Origin of the sequence: Cyclonatronum sp., from assembly GCF_022565315.1 — a bacterium.
In the GTDB taxonomy this organism is placed as follows: Bacteria; Bacteroidota; Rhodothermia; order Balneolales; family Cyclonatronaceae; genus Cyclonatronum.
Window position 1 is genome coordinate 26019 of sequence record NZ_JAIUMX010000002.1, and the last position, 17132, is coordinate 43150.

The 17132-nt window shown below is 51.8% G+C and carries 12 protein-coding genes; 3 read left to right on the forward strand and 9 right to left on the reverse strand.

Annotated elements, in window-relative coordinates; all coding sequences use genetic code 11:
- Positions 1-32: 32 nt before the first annotated feature.
- From LAT75_RS00705 to LAT75_RS00720, 4 genes are all read right to left on the reverse strand, one after another.
- Positions 33-1430 carry a RagB/SusD family nutrient uptake outer membrane protein gene (locus LAT75_RS00705; protein ID WP_291480690.1) on the reverse strand — a complete coding sequence of 466 codons (1398 nt, stop codon included), beginning with the start codon at positions 1428-1430 and terminating at the stop codon, positions 33-35.
- An 18-nt stretch (positions 1431-1448) separates the two neighbouring features.
- Positions 1449-4793: a TonB-dependent receptor gene (locus LAT75_RS00710; protein WP_291480691.1), complete on the reverse strand. Its 3345-nt coding sequence runs from the start codon at positions 4791-4793 to the stop codon at positions 1449-1451.
- 87 nt (positions 4794-4880) lie between these two features.
- Entirely contained in the window at positions 4881-5909 is a 1029-nt protein-coding gene (locus LAT75_RS00715; protein ID WP_291480692.1) for a FecR domain-containing protein, read from the reverse strand.
- 75 nt (positions 5910-5984) lie between these two features.
- On the reverse strand, positions 5985-6551 hold the full coding sequence (locus LAT75_RS00720) for an RNA polymerase sigma-70 factor (RefSeq protein WP_291480693.1): 567 nt from the start codon (positions 6549-6551) through the stop codon (positions 5985-5987).
- 517 nt (positions 6552-7068) lie between these two features.
- On the opposite strand from LAT75_RS00720, the gene LAT75_RS00725 reads away from it, so the two are divergent.
- Both LAT75_RS00725 and LAT75_RS00730 read left to right on the forward strand, forming a co-directional pair.
- Positions 7069-9030, forward strand: a complete 1962-nt coding sequence (locus LAT75_RS00725) for a TonB-dependent receptor (protein WP_291480694.1) — start codon at positions 7069-7071, stop codon at positions 9028-9030.
- An 80-nt stretch (positions 9031-9110) separates the two neighbouring features.
- Positions 9111-10262 carry a CAP domain-containing protein gene (locus LAT75_RS00730; protein ID WP_291480695.1) on the forward strand — a complete coding sequence of 384 codons (1152 nt, stop codon included), beginning with the start codon at positions 9111-9113 and terminating at the stop codon, positions 10260-10262.
- An 82-nt stretch (positions 10263-10344) separates the two neighbouring features.
- Here the strand turns inward: LAT75_RS00730 and LAT75_RS00735 are convergent, their stop codons facing one another.
- Positions 10345-10764 (reverse strand): DUF805 domain-containing protein, encoded by a 420-nt coding sequence (locus LAT75_RS00735; RefSeq protein ID WP_291480696.1) that lies wholly within the window; start codon positions 10762-10764, stop codon positions 10345-10347.
- Between the two features lie 257 nt (positions 10765-11021).
- On the opposite strand from LAT75_RS00735, the gene LAT75_RS00740 reads away from it, so the two are divergent.
- A complete protein-coding gene (locus LAT75_RS00740) occupies positions 11022-12593 on the forward strand; it encodes a capsule assembly Wzi family protein (protein WP_291480697.1) in 1572 nt (523 codons plus the stop codon).
- 71 nt (positions 12594-12664) lie between these two features.
- Here the strand turns inward: LAT75_RS00740 and LAT75_RS00745 are convergent, their stop codons facing one another.
- The 4 genes from LAT75_RS00745 to LAT75_RS00760 form a co-directional block, all read right to left on the reverse strand.
- Positions 12665-13636: a hypothetical protein gene (locus LAT75_RS00745; protein WP_291480698.1), complete on the reverse strand. Its 972-nt coding sequence runs from the start codon at positions 13634-13636 to the stop codon at positions 12665-12667.
- Positions 13637-13832: 196 nt separating this feature from the next.
- Positions 13833-14915 (reverse strand): hypothetical protein, encoded by a 1083-nt coding sequence (locus tag LAT75_RS00750; protein ID WP_291480699.1) that lies wholly within the window; start codon positions 14913-14915, stop codon positions 13833-13835.
- A gap of 95 nt (positions 14916-15010) precedes the next feature.
- Positions 15011-15613, reverse strand: a complete 603-nt coding sequence (locus LAT75_RS00755) for an ABC transporter substrate-binding protein (RefSeq protein WP_291480700.1) — start codon at positions 15611-15613, stop codon at positions 15011-15013.
- Positions 15610-17061 (reverse strand): TolC family protein, encoded by a 1452-nt coding sequence (locus LAT75_RS00760; RefSeq protein ID WP_291480701.1) that lies wholly within the window; start codon positions 17059-17061, stop codon positions 15610-15612. The genes LAT75_RS00755 and LAT75_RS00760 overlap by 4 nt, the downstream gene beginning before the upstream one ends.
- Between the last annotated feature and the right edge of the window lie 71 nt (positions 17062-17132).

Sequence of the window (17132 nt, forward strand, 5' to 3'; positions counted from 1 at the left end):
GTTTTCATGATGGAATGGATTTCAGGTTCAGCTTAGTAGCCGGGGTTTTGGTTGAGGAGCGGGTTGTTTTCCACCTGTGTGCCGGAAAGCGGCGCAAGGATTCGGAAATCATCAAAGCTAAGCGGCGGGTTGAGATTCACTGCCGGCTTAGGCACTTCCATTGCCCGGCGCTTGAGGTCGAACCAGCGATGGCCTTCAAAGGCCAGCTCACGGCGGCGCTCGTCAAAAATCTCATTAAAAAGTGCCTGTCCGCTTGGGGGCGTATCATATGCACCAAGGCCGCGTGCGGCGCGCAGGGTGTTCAGGTGGCCAATGGCCGTTGCTTCCTGACCCAGTTCGAAAGCCGCTTCTGCCTGAATGAGGATCATTTCGGGGATGCGGAATACCACGATATTATCGGTGTTTTGCCCTACAGTTCCGGGGTATTTGAGGATGTAGGGGAAGCCGTCGGTATGCACTGCGAAGAGGTTGTTGCGCAGGTCGTCGTCGCTGTACAGGGCGAGGAGTTCATCAGAAGGAAGCAGGTCGAACCAGCCCGGCGGCGGACTTGTTACCGCGTTCATAGAGCCGCTGCTGCCGTGTGTGTTATCGAATGAAAGCTCGAAAATAGCCTCGGGATTCGGAAGCATGTCGAAGATATTGGCTCCGCTGCTGTAGTCCGTAAGGTTGCCGATAGCATTTTCGAGGGCCAGGCCTGCATGCTCATACGCATCAGCCCAGCGCTCCCAGTACAGATACAAACGAGCCAGACCCGCGTGTACTGTTGCCAGATTCACAAAGTGAACACTCCCGCGGTCGTTGCCGTCGAGCAGCTGTGCTGCCTCGAGAAAATCGGCCTCAATCTGCTGATAACCTTCCGCAACGGATGAGCGAGGCCGCATATCAGCATCTGATAAACCCAGGGTCGGGTTCGTGCGCATGATCACCCCTTCACTCCACTCACTCAGCATTGGGTGGTTTGGCTCGTAGGCATACACACGGTGCAGCTCATGGTAGGCCAGCCCGCGCAGAAACAGGGCTTCACCCTTGATGCGGTCGCGGGTTGCTTGTGTGGTCTCTGTACGCTCAATGCCGTCAATAATAATATTGGCTTCATTGATGAGTCGGTACGAGGTTGACCATACCCCGGAGGTGAAGTGTGAACCAATCTGATTTTCGGCCTGACCGCTGAACCGCCCAGAGTTTATCGGGTGAAGCTGCGAGTTATCGGCAAGAATTTCAGGGGCACCCATAATCCAGTAGCGGTACAGGTTTTCGTCGCGAAGACGGTCGTAAGCGGAAATCAGGATGGCTTCCATGCCGCTTACCGTTGTGGTAACCTGATCGGAGCTGATCTGAATAGTTGGTTCAGTATCAAGCAGGCCGTCGCAGGCGCTGATGAGCAGCATCAGCAACAAACCGGTTGTTACAGAAAGAATAAATCGTTTCATAATGTTGTGGATGCCTGTTTAGAATTGGAGGTTTACGCCCATGGAGATCTGTCGGGACTGCGGATACTCGCCTGTTCCCTGCCCTACAAATTCGGGATCACCGAACATGTAATTTGTCCATGTGAGCAGGTTGCGGCCCTGCACAAACACGTTGGCCCGTGTAAGGCTGATGCGCTCAAGCATATGAGACGGTACCTGATAATCAAGGCGAACTTCCTTGAGGCGGATATAGGAAGCATCGTTAATGTACACCGAGTTGGTATTATGGCTACTGCTTCCCGGGAATGAACTTGAAATGTAGTGGCGCGGCAGATAGGTCATATCTCCAGGCTGCTGCCAGGCATCGCGTGCTACGCGGGCATGCAGACCGCGTTCGCTGCTCACGCTGTGCATACGACGGCCAATGGTTTGGTTGAAGGTTGAGCGGCCGTACTCATACTGAAAGAAGGTGTACAGCTGGAAATTCGCATAGCGGAAAGTGTTTACAAAACCACCAAAGAAATCCGGCGAAAAGGTGCCAAGCATACGCTGGTCTGCACTTGTTCTGCGGTAGGTGATATCGCCATTTTCGTCGAGCCACATTACGCGGCCATCGGCTGGGTTAATCCCTACGAATTCGTTGTCCCAGATTACATCCAGCGGGAAACCAACCCTAACAGACGAGCCGAGGATATCCAGACCATCCACCAGTTCCAGGATTTCGTTTTCCTGCCAGGTGAAGTTGAAGCTGCTCGTCCAGTTGAAGGCGCCATAGTTGAGTACCCGGCCGCCCAGCTCAATTTCCCAGCCGGTGTTCTGCACTACGCCCGCGTTACGTGCGATGCTTGAGAAACCGCTGTCGGTTGGCAGGAAGGCATTCAGAAGCAGATTTTTGTTTTTGGTGCGGAAGCGGTTAATATCGGCAAACAGCCTTCCTTCAAAAAGGGAAAGTTCAACGCCTATATCGAGTGTTTGGGCTTCCTCCCAGGTGAGCACATCATTACCGAGACCGCTTGGGCGCAATCCGGTTGAACCTTCGTAGGTACCGCCACTGCCAAACAGCGAGCGGGATGCAAAATCGCTAATGCCTGAGTTACCGGTTATTCCGTAGCTCGTGCGCAGCTTGAACATATCTATGAAGCTAAAACTATCCATGAAGCTTTCCTGTGCCATATCCCAGGCAAGGGCACCGGAATAGAACAAACCCCAGCGGTTTTTCTCGCCAAAGCGGGAGGAGCCATCGTAGCGCATGCTTCCGCTAAGGAAATAGCGCTGCATGAAGCTGTAATCTGCACGGGTGAAGGCGCCGGCGTTTTTTGACTCAGTAGTGCGGCCGGAGATACTGCTTTCGATGGCGGCAAGATCGAGCTGCTGAAACAGCGGGTTCGGGAACATTTCGCCGGCAGCAGCAAAACTCTGGTAGTTGTTTTCGCGGTATTCAACACCGGCCACAACATTGATGTCGTGATCATCAAAGTTTTGGAAGTATTCAATGATCTGATTGGTGTTGAAGGCCACCGTTTCACGGAATCGCTCGGTGAGAGAGCCGCCGGTTGAGGCGTATCGCGGTAACAATGCTGAGGTGTAGGCACGGTCACGCACGGTGCGGAAATCAACCCCCCAAAGAGAACGGAACGACAGGTTTTCCTGAATGCGGTAAATACCGCTTACGCTGCCCCGGAACTGACGCGTAGTAGCCTGCCTAACATTTTCGTTGAGCTGCTGTACCAGATTCACCCGGATAAAGTCGTTGTGGTTGTAACCGCCGTCATCGGTGAAAATAGCGTCGATCGGGCGCTGTGTAATCCCTCCGTGAAACGGGCTGTTGATGTTAGCACTGCCCGTTACCAGGCCGTTAGCCGTTGAGGTTGATGCACTCAGGCGTGTTGCCACGGTAAAGCGGTCGTTGAAGCTGTGATCGATATTTGAACGGAAACGCAGGGTACTGAAATCGCTTGCGAGCGATGCCCCCTGCTCAAAATCGTACGAGCCTGAAAGAAATATCCGGGTATTATCGAAACCGGCCGAGGCTGAAACACTGTATTTCTGAAGTGCACCTGAACGGGTGAGTGCATCCTGCCAGTCGTAGGTTGGGGCAGTAGCCGGGTCGCCGTACCGGGCAAGTGCCAGTTCCCGGGCCTCTGTGGCATCTCTGCCGCGATCAACTTCGCGATTCACAAAGCCCTGAATCATGGTTTCGGTCCAGGTCGGACCGTCCATCACATCAATTTTATCGGGTTGTGCGTTGAAGCCAACCTGTGTGGAAAGATTGATTTGCGTCTGCCCGCGGCGTGCTTGCCTTGTTGTAATAAGCACTACCCCGTTTGCACCCTGTGCCCCGTAAAGCGCGGTAGCAGAAGCATCTTTGAGCACTTCAATGCTCTCAATGTCATTAGGATTGATACCGGTAAGCGCATTATCCTGAACAATTACCGAGGTGAAATCTGTACGCACCTGAACCCCGTCCACAATGTAAATCGGCGAGTTAGACGCATTTATGGAGCCACGGCCACGCACCCGAATCATAAGCCCGCTACCGGGCTGACCGCTGGTATGGGTCGCCATCACTCCGCTCATCCGGCCCTGAAGGGCCTGATCGGGCGATTGAATTAAACTTTGCTGAATCTCTGCTCCTTCAATACGGGAAAGTGAACCGGTCGGGATGCTTCGCTGCCGCACCGAATAGCCGGTTACAACAACCTCATCCAAAAAGGCCACATCCATTTGCATCGTAAAGTGCAGTTCGCGGGTTTCACCGGCTGTAATGCTGATCTCGCGCCGCTTGGTCTGATAGCCTATAAAGGAAAGCCGTACCGTGTAAGTACCTTCCGGAAGGTTGCTGAGCTCAAAAACGCCATCTACATCAACGGCCCGTCCAATATTGAGGCCCTCCACAAATATGGTGGCACCGGTAAGCGGCTCGCCGGTTTCGGCGTCGCGAATACTGCCGGTGAGGTTCCCGGTCGTATCAGGCAGCTCATTGGCCAGCAGTACAAGCTGCCCGCCTTCAGTTACATAGTAAAATAAGCCCGCCTGCCGGGTGATGCTATCGAGCACATACTCGGCCGAACGCTGCGGGAAATTACCGGTAATTTTCACACTGGTATTAATAGCACTTCTGTTGTAGTTCAGCAGCAATCCCGTTTCGGAGGCAACTGTTTCCAGGGCTTCCAAAACAGGCGTGTTGCGAAACTGTACTGAAATACCGGCCTGCAGCTTGTTCGCTACGGCCTGATTCGTTCCCGTGTTTGAAGTAAGCAGCTGATTAGCAACGCGCTGATATTGCTGTGCCTGTGCCTGAAGCATAGTGCCTGACAAAAGTGTCAAAATCAGCACGAATACACCGATAAGCACCGAGCTCATCGGGGTTTTACTGTGATTCACAGATAATTGTAGCGGAGTAGGTTTCATGAATTGCAACTTTACGTTTTGCGTTTCAGTGAGGATTGAGTGAAGGATTTACAGTTAGGGTTATGGGTTAGCATTTCTATGGGTTACCTCAAATGCCACACCATGTGTGAGCGAGGTGATGTTTAAAATTTCTTCCAGCGATTCTGTTGAATAGCGGGCTGTTACCGGCTGTGCAATACTGCTGCTGTCTTTCAGCGTAATGTGAACATTAAAATGCCGCTCGAGCTGCCCCAGCATTTCATGAAGCGGTGTATCACTGAAGACAAACTGCTGCTGCTGCCAGCCCAGATATTGCTCAACACCGCTGCTTAAAGGCGCAGCAGGCTGCTCGCCCGCTGCCACAATGGTATATTCACCGGCTGAGAGTTCAACAGAGGCTGTATCGGTCAGTTCGGCGCTGCTTACCGAAACCCTGCCTGTTTTTACTGCCACGACCGAAATCTGTTGTTCAGCCCTGGCACGAACCACAAAACTGGTACCCAGCACCTGCACCGCAGCCTCTGCTGTATGCACGATGAAGGGCAGTTCTGCATTTGTTTCAACGTCAAAAAAGGCCTCACCCTGAAGCTTTACAGTTCTGGTTTGCTGACCGTAATCAAATGGTAGAAAAAGACGGGAATCAGCATTCAACCGGATGCGGCTGCCATCGGGCATACGATATGATCGCTGCTCGCCAAAGCCGGTTTCATACCAGCTGCCGGCAGCTTCCTGAACTACCGGTGAGTCCGTGCCGGTTAAGCCCGGATACAGCACATAAATGCTGATGCCCAGCGCCAGAAGCAGCACGGCTGCAATTTTAAGCCATACCCCGGTTGGGCGCCTTTTTCCGGCAGGCCGGAGGGCACGGCTTTCTGTTTTTTGATTTGGCGCCTCGGTTGTGGGAAATTCAGAACGGTTTTTGCGAAAGGTTGCAAGCGCTGCAACGGCATCGAAATGTTGTGCTTTTTTAATCGAAACAACATAGATTCTACGGTACTCCTCAAATTTCGCACGGTTTTCATCTGATGCTGCAAGCCAATCCTCAAAGGCTTTTTTTTCTGCAGCACCCGCCTCTCCTGACAGATATCTGTGTATTTGCGTTATTTTCATTCAGTTCGTGGGTAAAAATGGGTGTGCGTTTATACCCCAATGACGAACCCCAAACTGTTTACCCTGAAACTTTTTTTATTTTTTTTCCAACCGGCCTGTACCAATCACCCTTTCCCTGAGCAATTTCAGTGCTTTAGACATGCGGGATTCAACTGTTTTTTGAGGAAGGCCTAAAACTTCCGCGATTTCAGCATAAGTGAGACCGTCGCGGCGGTGCAGCAGATAAGTCTCCCGTATGGTTTCGGGCAAACGCATTATTTCGCGGTTTACTTTTTCGATCAATGCTTCTTTCTCGTTCGCTTCTTCAGAATCAGTAAACGCCTGCATCAGTTCTTCCTGCATCTGCAAACCGAGTTCTGCAACATAGCGGTCACGTATTTCAACTGCCCTGAGCCGGTCGATGCAGCGGTTGCGCACGGCCCGGTACAGCCATGCCCGAAGATTGGTCTCCTCATTAATACTCCCGCAGCCTTCCCATAAGCTCAGGAAAACATCCTGTACCACACACTCCGAAACCTGTCGCGCCCCCGTAATCGAAAACGCAAATCCGCACAACGGTTCGAACATCAGCAGGAACACTTTTTCAAATGCCTGCTCATCTTTGCACTGAAGTGCCTTATTTAAACTGCTATCAAAAAACATTAATTGGGTTTGCCTACAGTCAGCCCTGATATCTCTGTCAGAGCTCATTTAATGATTCAGATTTACAATTTCAGTATAAGCCAAAAAGTCCAAAAAAATATTAACTCAATAAAATAATAACACTTACTATTTTAGCACCCTATAGCTGCAGACCGGCTTACCTTCGGATTTTCACCGCCTGCACGGTTTCCGAAATTAACCGGCTATATTTTTTACTTCTATGTCTTCAAAAAGCGCCTAAACCAGGAGAAGCAGTGTAATCATTTATACTAACATGCAATAAGCAGCTTCTTGCCTGCAAAATTTGAAGCCACAGATTATAAAGCCGTTTTTTTTATTTCAACCACATACACCTGCGCCTTAAATTGAGCAGCTGTTAACTGCGTAACCATTAGTTAATGCAATATTTAGTTCTGCACTGATTCGTGCTGCATAATTCACAAGACTCCCTTATTTGATAATGTGTTTTTCAACTTGTTTTTTTCGGGTGATGGGTTTCGTCGCCTTTTCCTGTTTTTTGGGCATTTCCCCGGTTTGGACTTATGCCGCAGCCGTGCCGGGTGAGCCTCCGCAGGAAGCGGCCCCGGCCGACTCCCTCTGGCAGCTTGAGCTCGATCGGGTAGTCGTGAGCTCGCAACGTACCCCGGTGCGGTTCTCAGAGCTGAGGCGCTCCGTGCAGGTGATCACCCGGCAGGAAATCGAGCTGAGCGGCGCGCAGGATGTAAGCGCCCTGCTCAGCATGGTTCGCGGGCTCGACGTGCGGCACCGCGGCAGCTTCGGGATGCAGAGCGATGTCATTATCCGTGGCGGCACTTTCGATCAGACCCTCGTGCTGCTGAACGGCATCAACCTCACCGACCCGCAAACGGGGCACCACAACCTCAACCTGCCGGTCGATATCAGCAGTATCGAGCGCATCGAAGTGCTGCACGGCGCCGGTGCCCGGATTTTCGGTCCCAATGCCTTCAACGGCGCGATCAACATCATCACCCGGGAGCCGGGCTCGGAGCATGTGCAGGTTTCGGCAAGCGCGGGTCAGCACGGTCTGGGCACCGCCGGCTTCTCGGCCGGCTTCGAAGCCGGCAGTACGCGCCATCACCTGTCGATGGGGCGCAAGGGCAGCAGCGGCTACACCGAAAACACGGATTTCCGCGATGCAAGCCTGTTTTACCGCGGTCTTGCCGAAACCGCCGCCGGCACCGCCGAGCTGCAGGCGGGGCTCAACAGCCGTGCTTTCGGGGCCAACAGCTTCTACACCCCGGTTTTTCCGGATCAGTTTGAACAAACCCGCACCCTGTTCGCCTCGGCAAGGTGGCAGCCGTCAGGCCCGGTGCGCATCAGCCCGACCGTTTACTGGCGGCGCCATAACGACCGCTTCGAGTTGTTCCGAAATGAGGCCCCGGCCTGGTACAGCGGGCACAACTACCACAAGAGCGACATCCTCGGGGCGGCCCTGAACTGGACGCACCTCAGCAGGCTCGGCGCCACTTCCGCCGGCCTCGACTACCGCTACGAGCACATCCTGAGCAATGTGCTGGGCGAGCCGATGGCGGCACCCCGCGCCGTACCGGGTGAAGCCGGCGCTTTTTTCACCCATTCGTATGCCCGCACAGGCCTCAGCCTGATGGCCGAGCACAGCGCGGTGCTGGGCCGGTTTTCCTTTTCGGGCGGCGGGTTGCTGTACTACAACACCGACCTCGACCGCGATTTCACCTTCTTCCCGGGCATTGATGCAGGGTTTCAGCTCACGGAAACCTTCCGCGTGTACGCGAGCCTCAACCGAACCCTCCGCCTGCCCACTTTCACAGATTTGTTCTATGAAGGGCCGACCAATCTCGGCAACCCCGGACTTCAGCCGGAGCGGGCCGTCTCGGCTGAGACCGGTTTTCATGCAGGCTTTGGTCCGCTGTTTTGGGAATCAGCTTTCTTCCGGCGCTGGGGCACCAACATCATCGACTGGACCCGCCGCCCCGGTGAAGAGCTCTGGCGAAGCGAAAACCTAACAGAGGTCACCATCACAGGAATGGAGCACAGCCTGCTTTGGTACCTCCCGGATTGGCTCACAGCCCGGGGCGGCACGGGCACGACAGCAGGCATCCATCGCAGCCTGAAACTCAGCTATTCTTTCATTGATGCGGGCCGGCGCAGCGGTGAGTTTGTTTCCAATTACGCGCTGGATTTCCTGCAGCACAAGCTTGATGTAAGCCTGCGCCATCCGCTCACCGCCAACAGCGGATTTGCCCTGAGCCTGAGCTGGCAGCAGCGGTCCGGCGATTTCATCCTCTTTGAAGGCGGCACTTTCACCGAAACCCGGCCCTTTGAGCCGTTCTGGCTGGCCGATCTGCACATGTTTGCGCGCTTCAACCGCATCACCCTTTTTGCGGAAGCTTCCAACCTCTTCAATACGAGCTATAACGACATCGCAAATGTACCGCAGCCCGGCCGCTGGATGAGGACGGGCTTCACCCTGAGGCTATAAATGCTGCGTTACAGATCGGTAATTTCCTATGCGGCTGTTTTTATGTATTTTGGAGGGAATTCCAAACTAAATGAACTTTTATGGAAAATTACCTGAGCTGTTCAAAAACCCTTATCGTACCATTTTTACTTTTGATGATGATGATCATCATCCCCCCGCCCGTACAGGCGCAGCAGGATGATGCGGCTTTGGAGGATTTTGCCCGGCAGCTGACCGGGCTTTTTAATGAAGCGCGCGCTGAGGGGCGCATGTGCGGGGATGAGTTCATGCCCCCGGCCCCGCCTGTAGCCCGGGACGAAGACCTGCGCCGGGCGGCCCGGATTCATTCCGCCGATATGTCTGAAAACGACTTTCGCGGACATACCGGCAGCGACGGCTCGTCACCGACTGACCGCGTTCGGAGGGTTACGGATCGTTTTTCCGGCGCAGCGGAAATTCTGGCCTATGGAAGCAACTCCCCGCAAAATGCCGTTAACCTGTGGCTCAGGAGTCCGGGTCATTGCCGGATCATCATGGGTCAACACTACCGGTACATGGGGGCGCATGTTATCCGGATGGCTGACCGACCGCAGCAACTGTACTGGACCGCAAAATTTGCCCGCAGTCCGGACCCGGCAGCCTACAGGCCTCAGGCACAAACGCCTGAAGAACAGTACTTACTGCTGCGCGGCAAGCAAATCTACATCTACGGAAGCTTCGATGATGAGCGTTTCAACCGGCTGCGACACTCTGTGTCGGAAGGGAGGCTTAACTATTTCCCAAATGCATTAAGGCATGCGGAACTGCTGCAGGAAAGAGAGCAGCTGCTTTCGCTCGCAGGATATAAACGAAGCCCCGAATTCGCGGTCGTGCGGATTGATAACGTGCTGATCATCGATCCTCCTGATCTCAATAATCTGATATTTCAGTACGAACTCGGGCTCATCACAATTTTTCCGGATGGTATTGAGAAGCTGTCTGAGTACCGGGTTTTCATCTGGGGTGAGGAAGTCTGCGCCGTTTGTGACACCCTCATAGAGCAGCTCAGGCTTGCAGGTACGCGCCCGGTTCGCTACTACACCGACCGCGACCCGCGAACGCTCGAGCACATGTGGAGCAAAGTAGAGCCGGCCGCCGCGTATGAATACAACCTTGACGGCACGCGTCACGTTGATCTGCCGGTGATAGAAATTGCGGGGACCATCCTCACCGGCGAAGTAAGTCTGCAGGATTTGCTGAACGCCCTGGAGTGAGCTTCGGGCCGGGAACACATCACCCTAAAACCAAAACAGCGCCTTAAATGGCGCTGTTTTTTTTGGAAATAGATATTCTAATTTAAAAATCTTCCCGCTTCCAGAAATCTTCAGGCTCTTTTGCCTCACGGTGTATGATTTGGTCCTGCTTGGGATCGGGACCGTAACTGTTGCTGCCTTCATCGCCTTCAGAAAACATGAAATAGAGCAGCACAATAAAGCCGATTAGCGGGATGAATGCCATCAGCAGCCAGAATCCGCTGCGGTTGGTATCGTGCAGGCGCCTCACACTAACTGCCAGCCCGGGGATAAACATAATCAGGCTGAACAGAATCGCAAAAGGGCCAAGACCTTCCTCAATATCAACCCCCGAAAGGGTTTCCATGAAAGAAATTGCAAAAATTATCATCAGGTTGAACAACTGGAAAAACCAGTATTCTTTCCTGCGCGACCGGCCCTGAAAATCAGAGAACCGTTTCAATGCCATGATGTACCATTCCATCAAAAATACCTCCCGCACAATTTATAAAAACATATTCACTGCATTTCGCTTACAAAAGATAACAAATCGGCCCAATGAAATTAAACTAAAAAAATCGGGAAAACGACCTCCCCTGCTTGCAGACTGATCAGGCTTTTGGATTTTATCATTTTGTTTGCTGCAGGCTTGCTATCTTTACGGTGTAGCAGTATTACCGGCTGACGGGCTGCATTTCATCCGAACTAAAACCCTGTATTTAGCTTAAGACGGAATTATCTGTGTTAAAATTACTCCCGGTTTACACTTGTGTTTTTTTAGCTGCGCTCATTGTATCGCTTCCCGTTAACATCAGCGCTCAGACGGGCGGGCAGCAGCTTTCCCCCGAAACCGCAGTCGACAGACTTAGTTATTCTTACGGATGGCAGACCGGAGCCGGAGCAGGAACTTCGGGTGAGCTTCCGTTCTGGATTTATTCCAACCGCTACGGTCAGATCGACCGACAAAGCGCAAACGGACTTTTCAGCTTGTTCGGGCTGGGAGAATATGATTTGGGTTCCGGCTTTTCAGCTGCCGTAAAGGCCGACCTGCTGTTTCGCACCTCTGATCGGTCAAATATTCATTTTAATGAAGGCTTCGTGCAGCTCAGCTACGGCTATTTTGAGCTTTGGGCAGGCCGCAAGCGCGAGCAGTTCGGGCTGATACACCCGACACTTTCTACCGGCAGCATGGATTTATCAGAAAATGCACGGCCGATCCCTCAGATCGTTTTTGCCACCCGCGGATTCATGCCTGTTCCTTATACCGACGGTATCCTGCATTTTGATGCCTCGCTGGGGCACGGCTGGCAAACCGACCGCAGCGACCGTTTTGTGGATGGGCTGGTGCGCATTCACCGCAAGCATTTATATCTGCGGATTTTTGATGAAAACGCGCCTCTTGTTTTGCACGGCGGCCTCAAGCACTTCGCACAGTGGGGCGGCACGAGTCAGCTGCACGGAAGCTCACCCGTAAACTTCCGTTCTTTTCTGGATGTGTTCTTTTCCCGCGCGGCAGATTCCAATGAAATCATCGGGGGAGGGCAGCTGCTAAACAGCGCGCAAAATCATATTGGCACCTACGATTTTGCCATTAAGGTAAATACTGAGCGCTACATTTTTTCGCTCAGCAGGCAGTTCATTCTGGAAGATACGCCCAATGCGAGGTTTGGCACCCCGTGGGACGGCATGTGGGGCGCTACGATATCGCTGCGGGAGCCGGGTCTGCCCCGGAGCTGGAAATCGGCCGGCAGTAATCCGCGGCCTGCAGCAGGTGCGCAGGGCTCACGGCTGCATCAGAGCCGTAGCGGGTCGGGCTTCAGGCCGCTGCTTCAAACCATTCACTACGAGTACATCGACCTGAAAGAAGGCATGTCGCGTTTTCCACAGCGGGCACGTGATGAATACTTCAACTACTACAATCACTGGGCTTACCGTGGCGGCTGGACCTACTTCGGGCAAAGCCTGGGGAATCCGCTGCTGCTCACCGATCCCTTGTACCTTGGGGTTGTTAACAACGAAATCATAGCCCATCATCTCGGTCTGGAAGGATTCTGGGGAGCCTTTGACTGGCGTTTTCTCTCAACGTACAGCCGAAACTACGGAGCGAACCGGGCTTCCCGCCGTACCAACCCAACCGGCCGAGAAAACCTGCTAACCGAAAGGCGGGATCAGTGGTCATTTTTGCTGGATGTGGGCACAAAGCAATTCTTCAAAAACACTGAAGCCCGAATCAGTTTTGGCTTTGATACGGGCGAGGTTCATCCTCAAAACTTTGGCACCCTGCTGACCCTGCGCTGGACAGCAGGTTCTTAGATAAAAAGAGCGGAACTGACCAACAACATCAAAGCGTGCATATCAGCTTTTAAATGCTGAATTTTACAGATTTACGGCTCAGGCTGACCGATTAATTGCGCCCAACGCTTTTCGGCATAGATACTGAAAGCCTGCTTTTCATGGCCCCAGCCGAAATGAAGCACATAAGGCCTCACCCAGATATGATCGCCGCTGCGGGGTAGAATCCAGAATAGCGACCGGAGCAGCTCGTGCATCCAGGGGCGCTGAATGCCCCGAAGCGAATAAATGAAGGGGTTGCAGTAGTACTTACAGGCGACCTCAGTGAAATCCTCATTATGATGGGTGAGGTAGCGGATGTAGTCCAGCTGTGCGCTTTCGTAGCCGTTGAACCAGGGCATCACATACAAACCGAGCCGGCTCATCGCCATGCCGAGGCTCCATTCGCAGCTTTCAAGGGTGCGGTTACGTTCATTAGTGCGGCTGATGAAGTGAGTTTCATCCATTCGGGCAAGAAAGGCTGATGCCTGTTCACAAACACGGCGGGTGAGCTCCGGATCGGCGGCAAAAATAAAGCCGGACTGCACCCTGTACAAATGGGTGAGACCAAAACGGCGCAGGGTTCGCTGCCGGCGGCGCAGCAGGATGTCGGTGGCGATGCCAAAAGATTTGGGTGCCCCAAAGAATACATCAGCCGACTCAGAACCTGTAAGCGTAAACCCGAACGGTTGCATAATGTGCCACAGCGGGTCGGGGTTTCGGCACCAAATCATATCGGAATCCAGATACAGGTTTCTTTCAAAAGGCATAAACCGATAAAGCTGATGCTTAAACCCTACAATGGATCTGTTTTCTACCGGTAAATCGAGTATTTGTGCAAACCAGTGACCGAATCCCAGTTTCCGGATTTCAGTGGCATGTTCATGGCTGCAATACAGAGCTACTGGTCTTTTCTGATCATACCTCCGGATGGCATCAACAGCTACAAGTACATCCCGCAAATACTTTGGCTTGCCGTAACTTGTAAATACGTAACCTTCAGGCTGTTTTTTCAAACCCGGCATGATCTCAGCACCCCGGTTTATATTTGTTCGGGAAGGCAAACTCAATACCTGACATAGCAAGCTGACCGAAAGGAAACCTTAAGATATAAACCAAAGCTAACCTTCATTAATGGCAGTTTTAGGACTTTATGTTTCCAAAAGTAAGGGATTCATCTTTCCAAAACCCAACAAAATCCCCGCTTGCGCATTTCTTCAATTAGTCAACAAGAAAGAAATTATAAAATCCTCCTATTTCAGCCTCACTTGGGAGGTTAAACCGCGCTTTTCCTCTGAATTCCAGTACCTCTCCTCCAAGAAAACCACGGGCTACCCGCCTTTCAACCCACGAGAGTTCTGAAAGCATTGAAAACCGCTCCAGATCAGCAGTGCGGTTAAGTCTCACGCTTTTTATGGCACCCTGTGGGTGCATCAGCTGAAGCTGAAGGTCTCGTGCAACACGTTTACCGTGCAGTCTTGATGTGCTGACGTTCTCTATACTGTGTACCGTAAAAATATCAGGACTTCCGTTACGGCTGTTCAGGTAATGACCTATTGTTCGGTTGTGCCGCTCACCTGCCGGTAAAAAGAAGAAGACAATATCCCAGTTATCCCGGTCATTCTGTGCAATAAACCTGTAACCGCTGTCCATCAGGCGTGTAGTCGTCTGATTTTGAAAGGTATGATCCATGTGTGCCGTACCACTCACTTCCTTCCGCGTCCCGTTTACTTCCACATAGCCTTTGGTACGGGCAAATGGAATGTGGGTAAAAATCCCGATTTCCTCACTTCCAATCCGGTAGATGCCGTCTCCAAGCTTAAAACCGGGCGCAATATCTTCGAGAAACAAGTGAATATCGTAGCTGATACCGTCTTTAGTAGTTTCGACACGAACCTGCATTTGTTCAGGCAAACGGCCTTTAAACCAAACTTCCCTGCCTTCTCTGAGCTGAAAAAGCCCGGTCTCTTTATTTTGGATAAGCTCTTCGATCGGGTACTCCCGGGAAAGCTGCCAGGTGTTGCCTTCCAGCCCGACTACCGAAACCCTCACACCTGTTACAGGCGACTTCAAGTTGCCAAAATTGGCCGCAGAAAAGGTAATGGTGACCAGCATACCATCATCCATGAAAAAGTGCCAGGTCCAGAACTCGTTGAAATGGCTTCCTGTGAGGGTTTGAGCCCAAATGTTATCCGGACCTAACGTGCTCAGTTCTCCCTGCGGATTAAGCGGTTGTGAAGCAACTTCCTCAGGAAGTCCATGCCACATAAATATCAGAAAAAAAGTAAACAGACGGGCTTTCATGGACGGAGAATTTGGAGTAGTTAAATCGGGGCTTTTTCAGAAGTAAAGACAGATGATGCACTTAATGCATCATCTGCCAAAAACTTCACTGCAACTTAGGATACGCCTGCCCGTCGTCTGAGATTATCCATCAGAGCATCAAAACCCCGGCGCTGGATAATCCGCTGAAAGGAACGCCGGTAAGACTCGGCTGTCGAAACATTATCGACGGACATATCAATCACAAACCACTCTCCGGCGCGGTTTTCAAGTTCATAAATTACCGGGGTGCGCACATTTTCGAGCGTAGCAATTGTGTGTGCGGTAACAAAGTTTCCGTTAACTTCGAATGATTCGTAGGTAACATCGGCGCGGTAAATTTCAAGACTGTTGAGAGACTGATCGCGGATAACGCGGGCAAAAACATCTACAAACTCTTCCCGCTGAGCCTGTGTGAGGGTACCCCAGGTCTCCTGAAGCGCATGTCGGGCCATAGCCTCATAGTCTATGATTTGATTGATGATATCCATTAATTCATCGCGCTGAGCATCGGTATGCTCAGTACCTTCGGGGCCGAGCAGGGCCTTTATTTCCTGATCGCGATCAATGAGCATTTCGCGCACTTCGTGGATTATAGCCTGATCAGCTGTGGCAGCCTGCACAGTATTGTGAACAAAAGTGCCGATAAAAATGGAAAAAAGGAGAACAAATACTTTCATAAGTCTGCGGTGTTGGTCGTAAAAAATTGATCGAGACGAAACCCGCCGGCGTTGAGCAGGCGTGCAAGCCTCACGTTGAAATCGTAGATATATTGCTTTTGCTGCGCTTCAAGCTCAAGGTTTTTGGTGAAGGCATCGATCAGGTTTGGTATTTCTCCGAAACCGATGTCGTAATCGAGCTGCTCCTGCCGCAGCCAGTTACGGCTTACATCAAGGGCACGTTCTACCGAAGACAACCTTGTTCGTGCAATCTGCGCATCTTTGTACTTATCGCTTACTTCAAGTTCTATGCCATCCCGAACGGCTTCGAGCGCATAACCTGCCTGCCGTAACTGAATCTGAGCTCGGTCGGTACGATTCTGAAGCTGTAGGAAATTCAGGTTTTGCCTGAAACCCAGGCCTACTGTCAGGCTTTCGGTATTGGCAGCATTGCTGATAAAGGGATTGCGCTGCCTGGGACGGTTTGGAGCGTAAGCGTAGCGATAAGTTGCCCCGACAAAAAGTGCCGGAAACATTTGTGCGCGCTGCGCATCTACGCCAAAACCGGCAGCATCCCGTACAGCGTCAATCTGGCGAAGTTCGGGCCTGCTAACTGCCGCATGAGCCAGGTAAGTTTCAAGGGGTTCAATTACAGCATCAAGCGGGTCAAGAAAGCGCTCATCCGGAATATAAATGATACCTGAATCCCTGCTGCCAAGTGCTATTGCCCATGCGCGTTCCAAAACTTCGAGATTGCGTTTTACCTCTTCTTTCTGAGCTTCAAATTCAAACTTAAAAATTTCAAACTGATAAAAATCAGCATCATCAATTTCATCGCTCCCCTCTTCGAAAAGCTTAATCAGTTCCCGCTCAGCCATTTCAATAGTACGCTCAGCTTCTGTAGTAAGGCGATCGAGTTCTACCGCTAACAGCCTGCCCTGCCATAACTGAAACAACTGAAGTTTAGTTTTTTGCTCTTCTGCTTCAAATTCAAACAAACTCACATTTATTCCCGCCTGTGAAGCCTTGATAGCGTTTCGGATGGCTCCCCATGTGTACACCGGCTGCAAAGCCGTAACTTCAAACTGATTAAAAAAGGCCCAGTCCTCCCAGTCATTTCTTAGACTTGGATCGAGATAAAGCTGTGATGAAGGCAAATCCATATCATCTCTGCTTTTCACACCGGGGATCAGGCCGTGGGCTGTTGTAAGGGTGAAGTTTGGTAAGATCCGGCTGTTACGTGCCCCGGCGTTGGTGTTACGCGCCAATTCGACATTCTGACGCCTTGCCTGGAGCTCTTTTGATTGTTCCGTTGCCAGCGTTAGAAAATCAGCAAGCGTGATGGTAACGGTGTCGGGCACGGCAGCACTATACGTACGCGAATAGGCAGGTTTATGTACTGTTAGGCCCAGTAAGGCCACGCACAGCAAAAGGTATCGGGCCTTAAAAAGAAAGTTTGTGATTATCATAAAGAATAAAATGGGTCGATGGGGATGACAGCATCCCAAACGCAGATAACGTAATTTGATGATACAAAAAA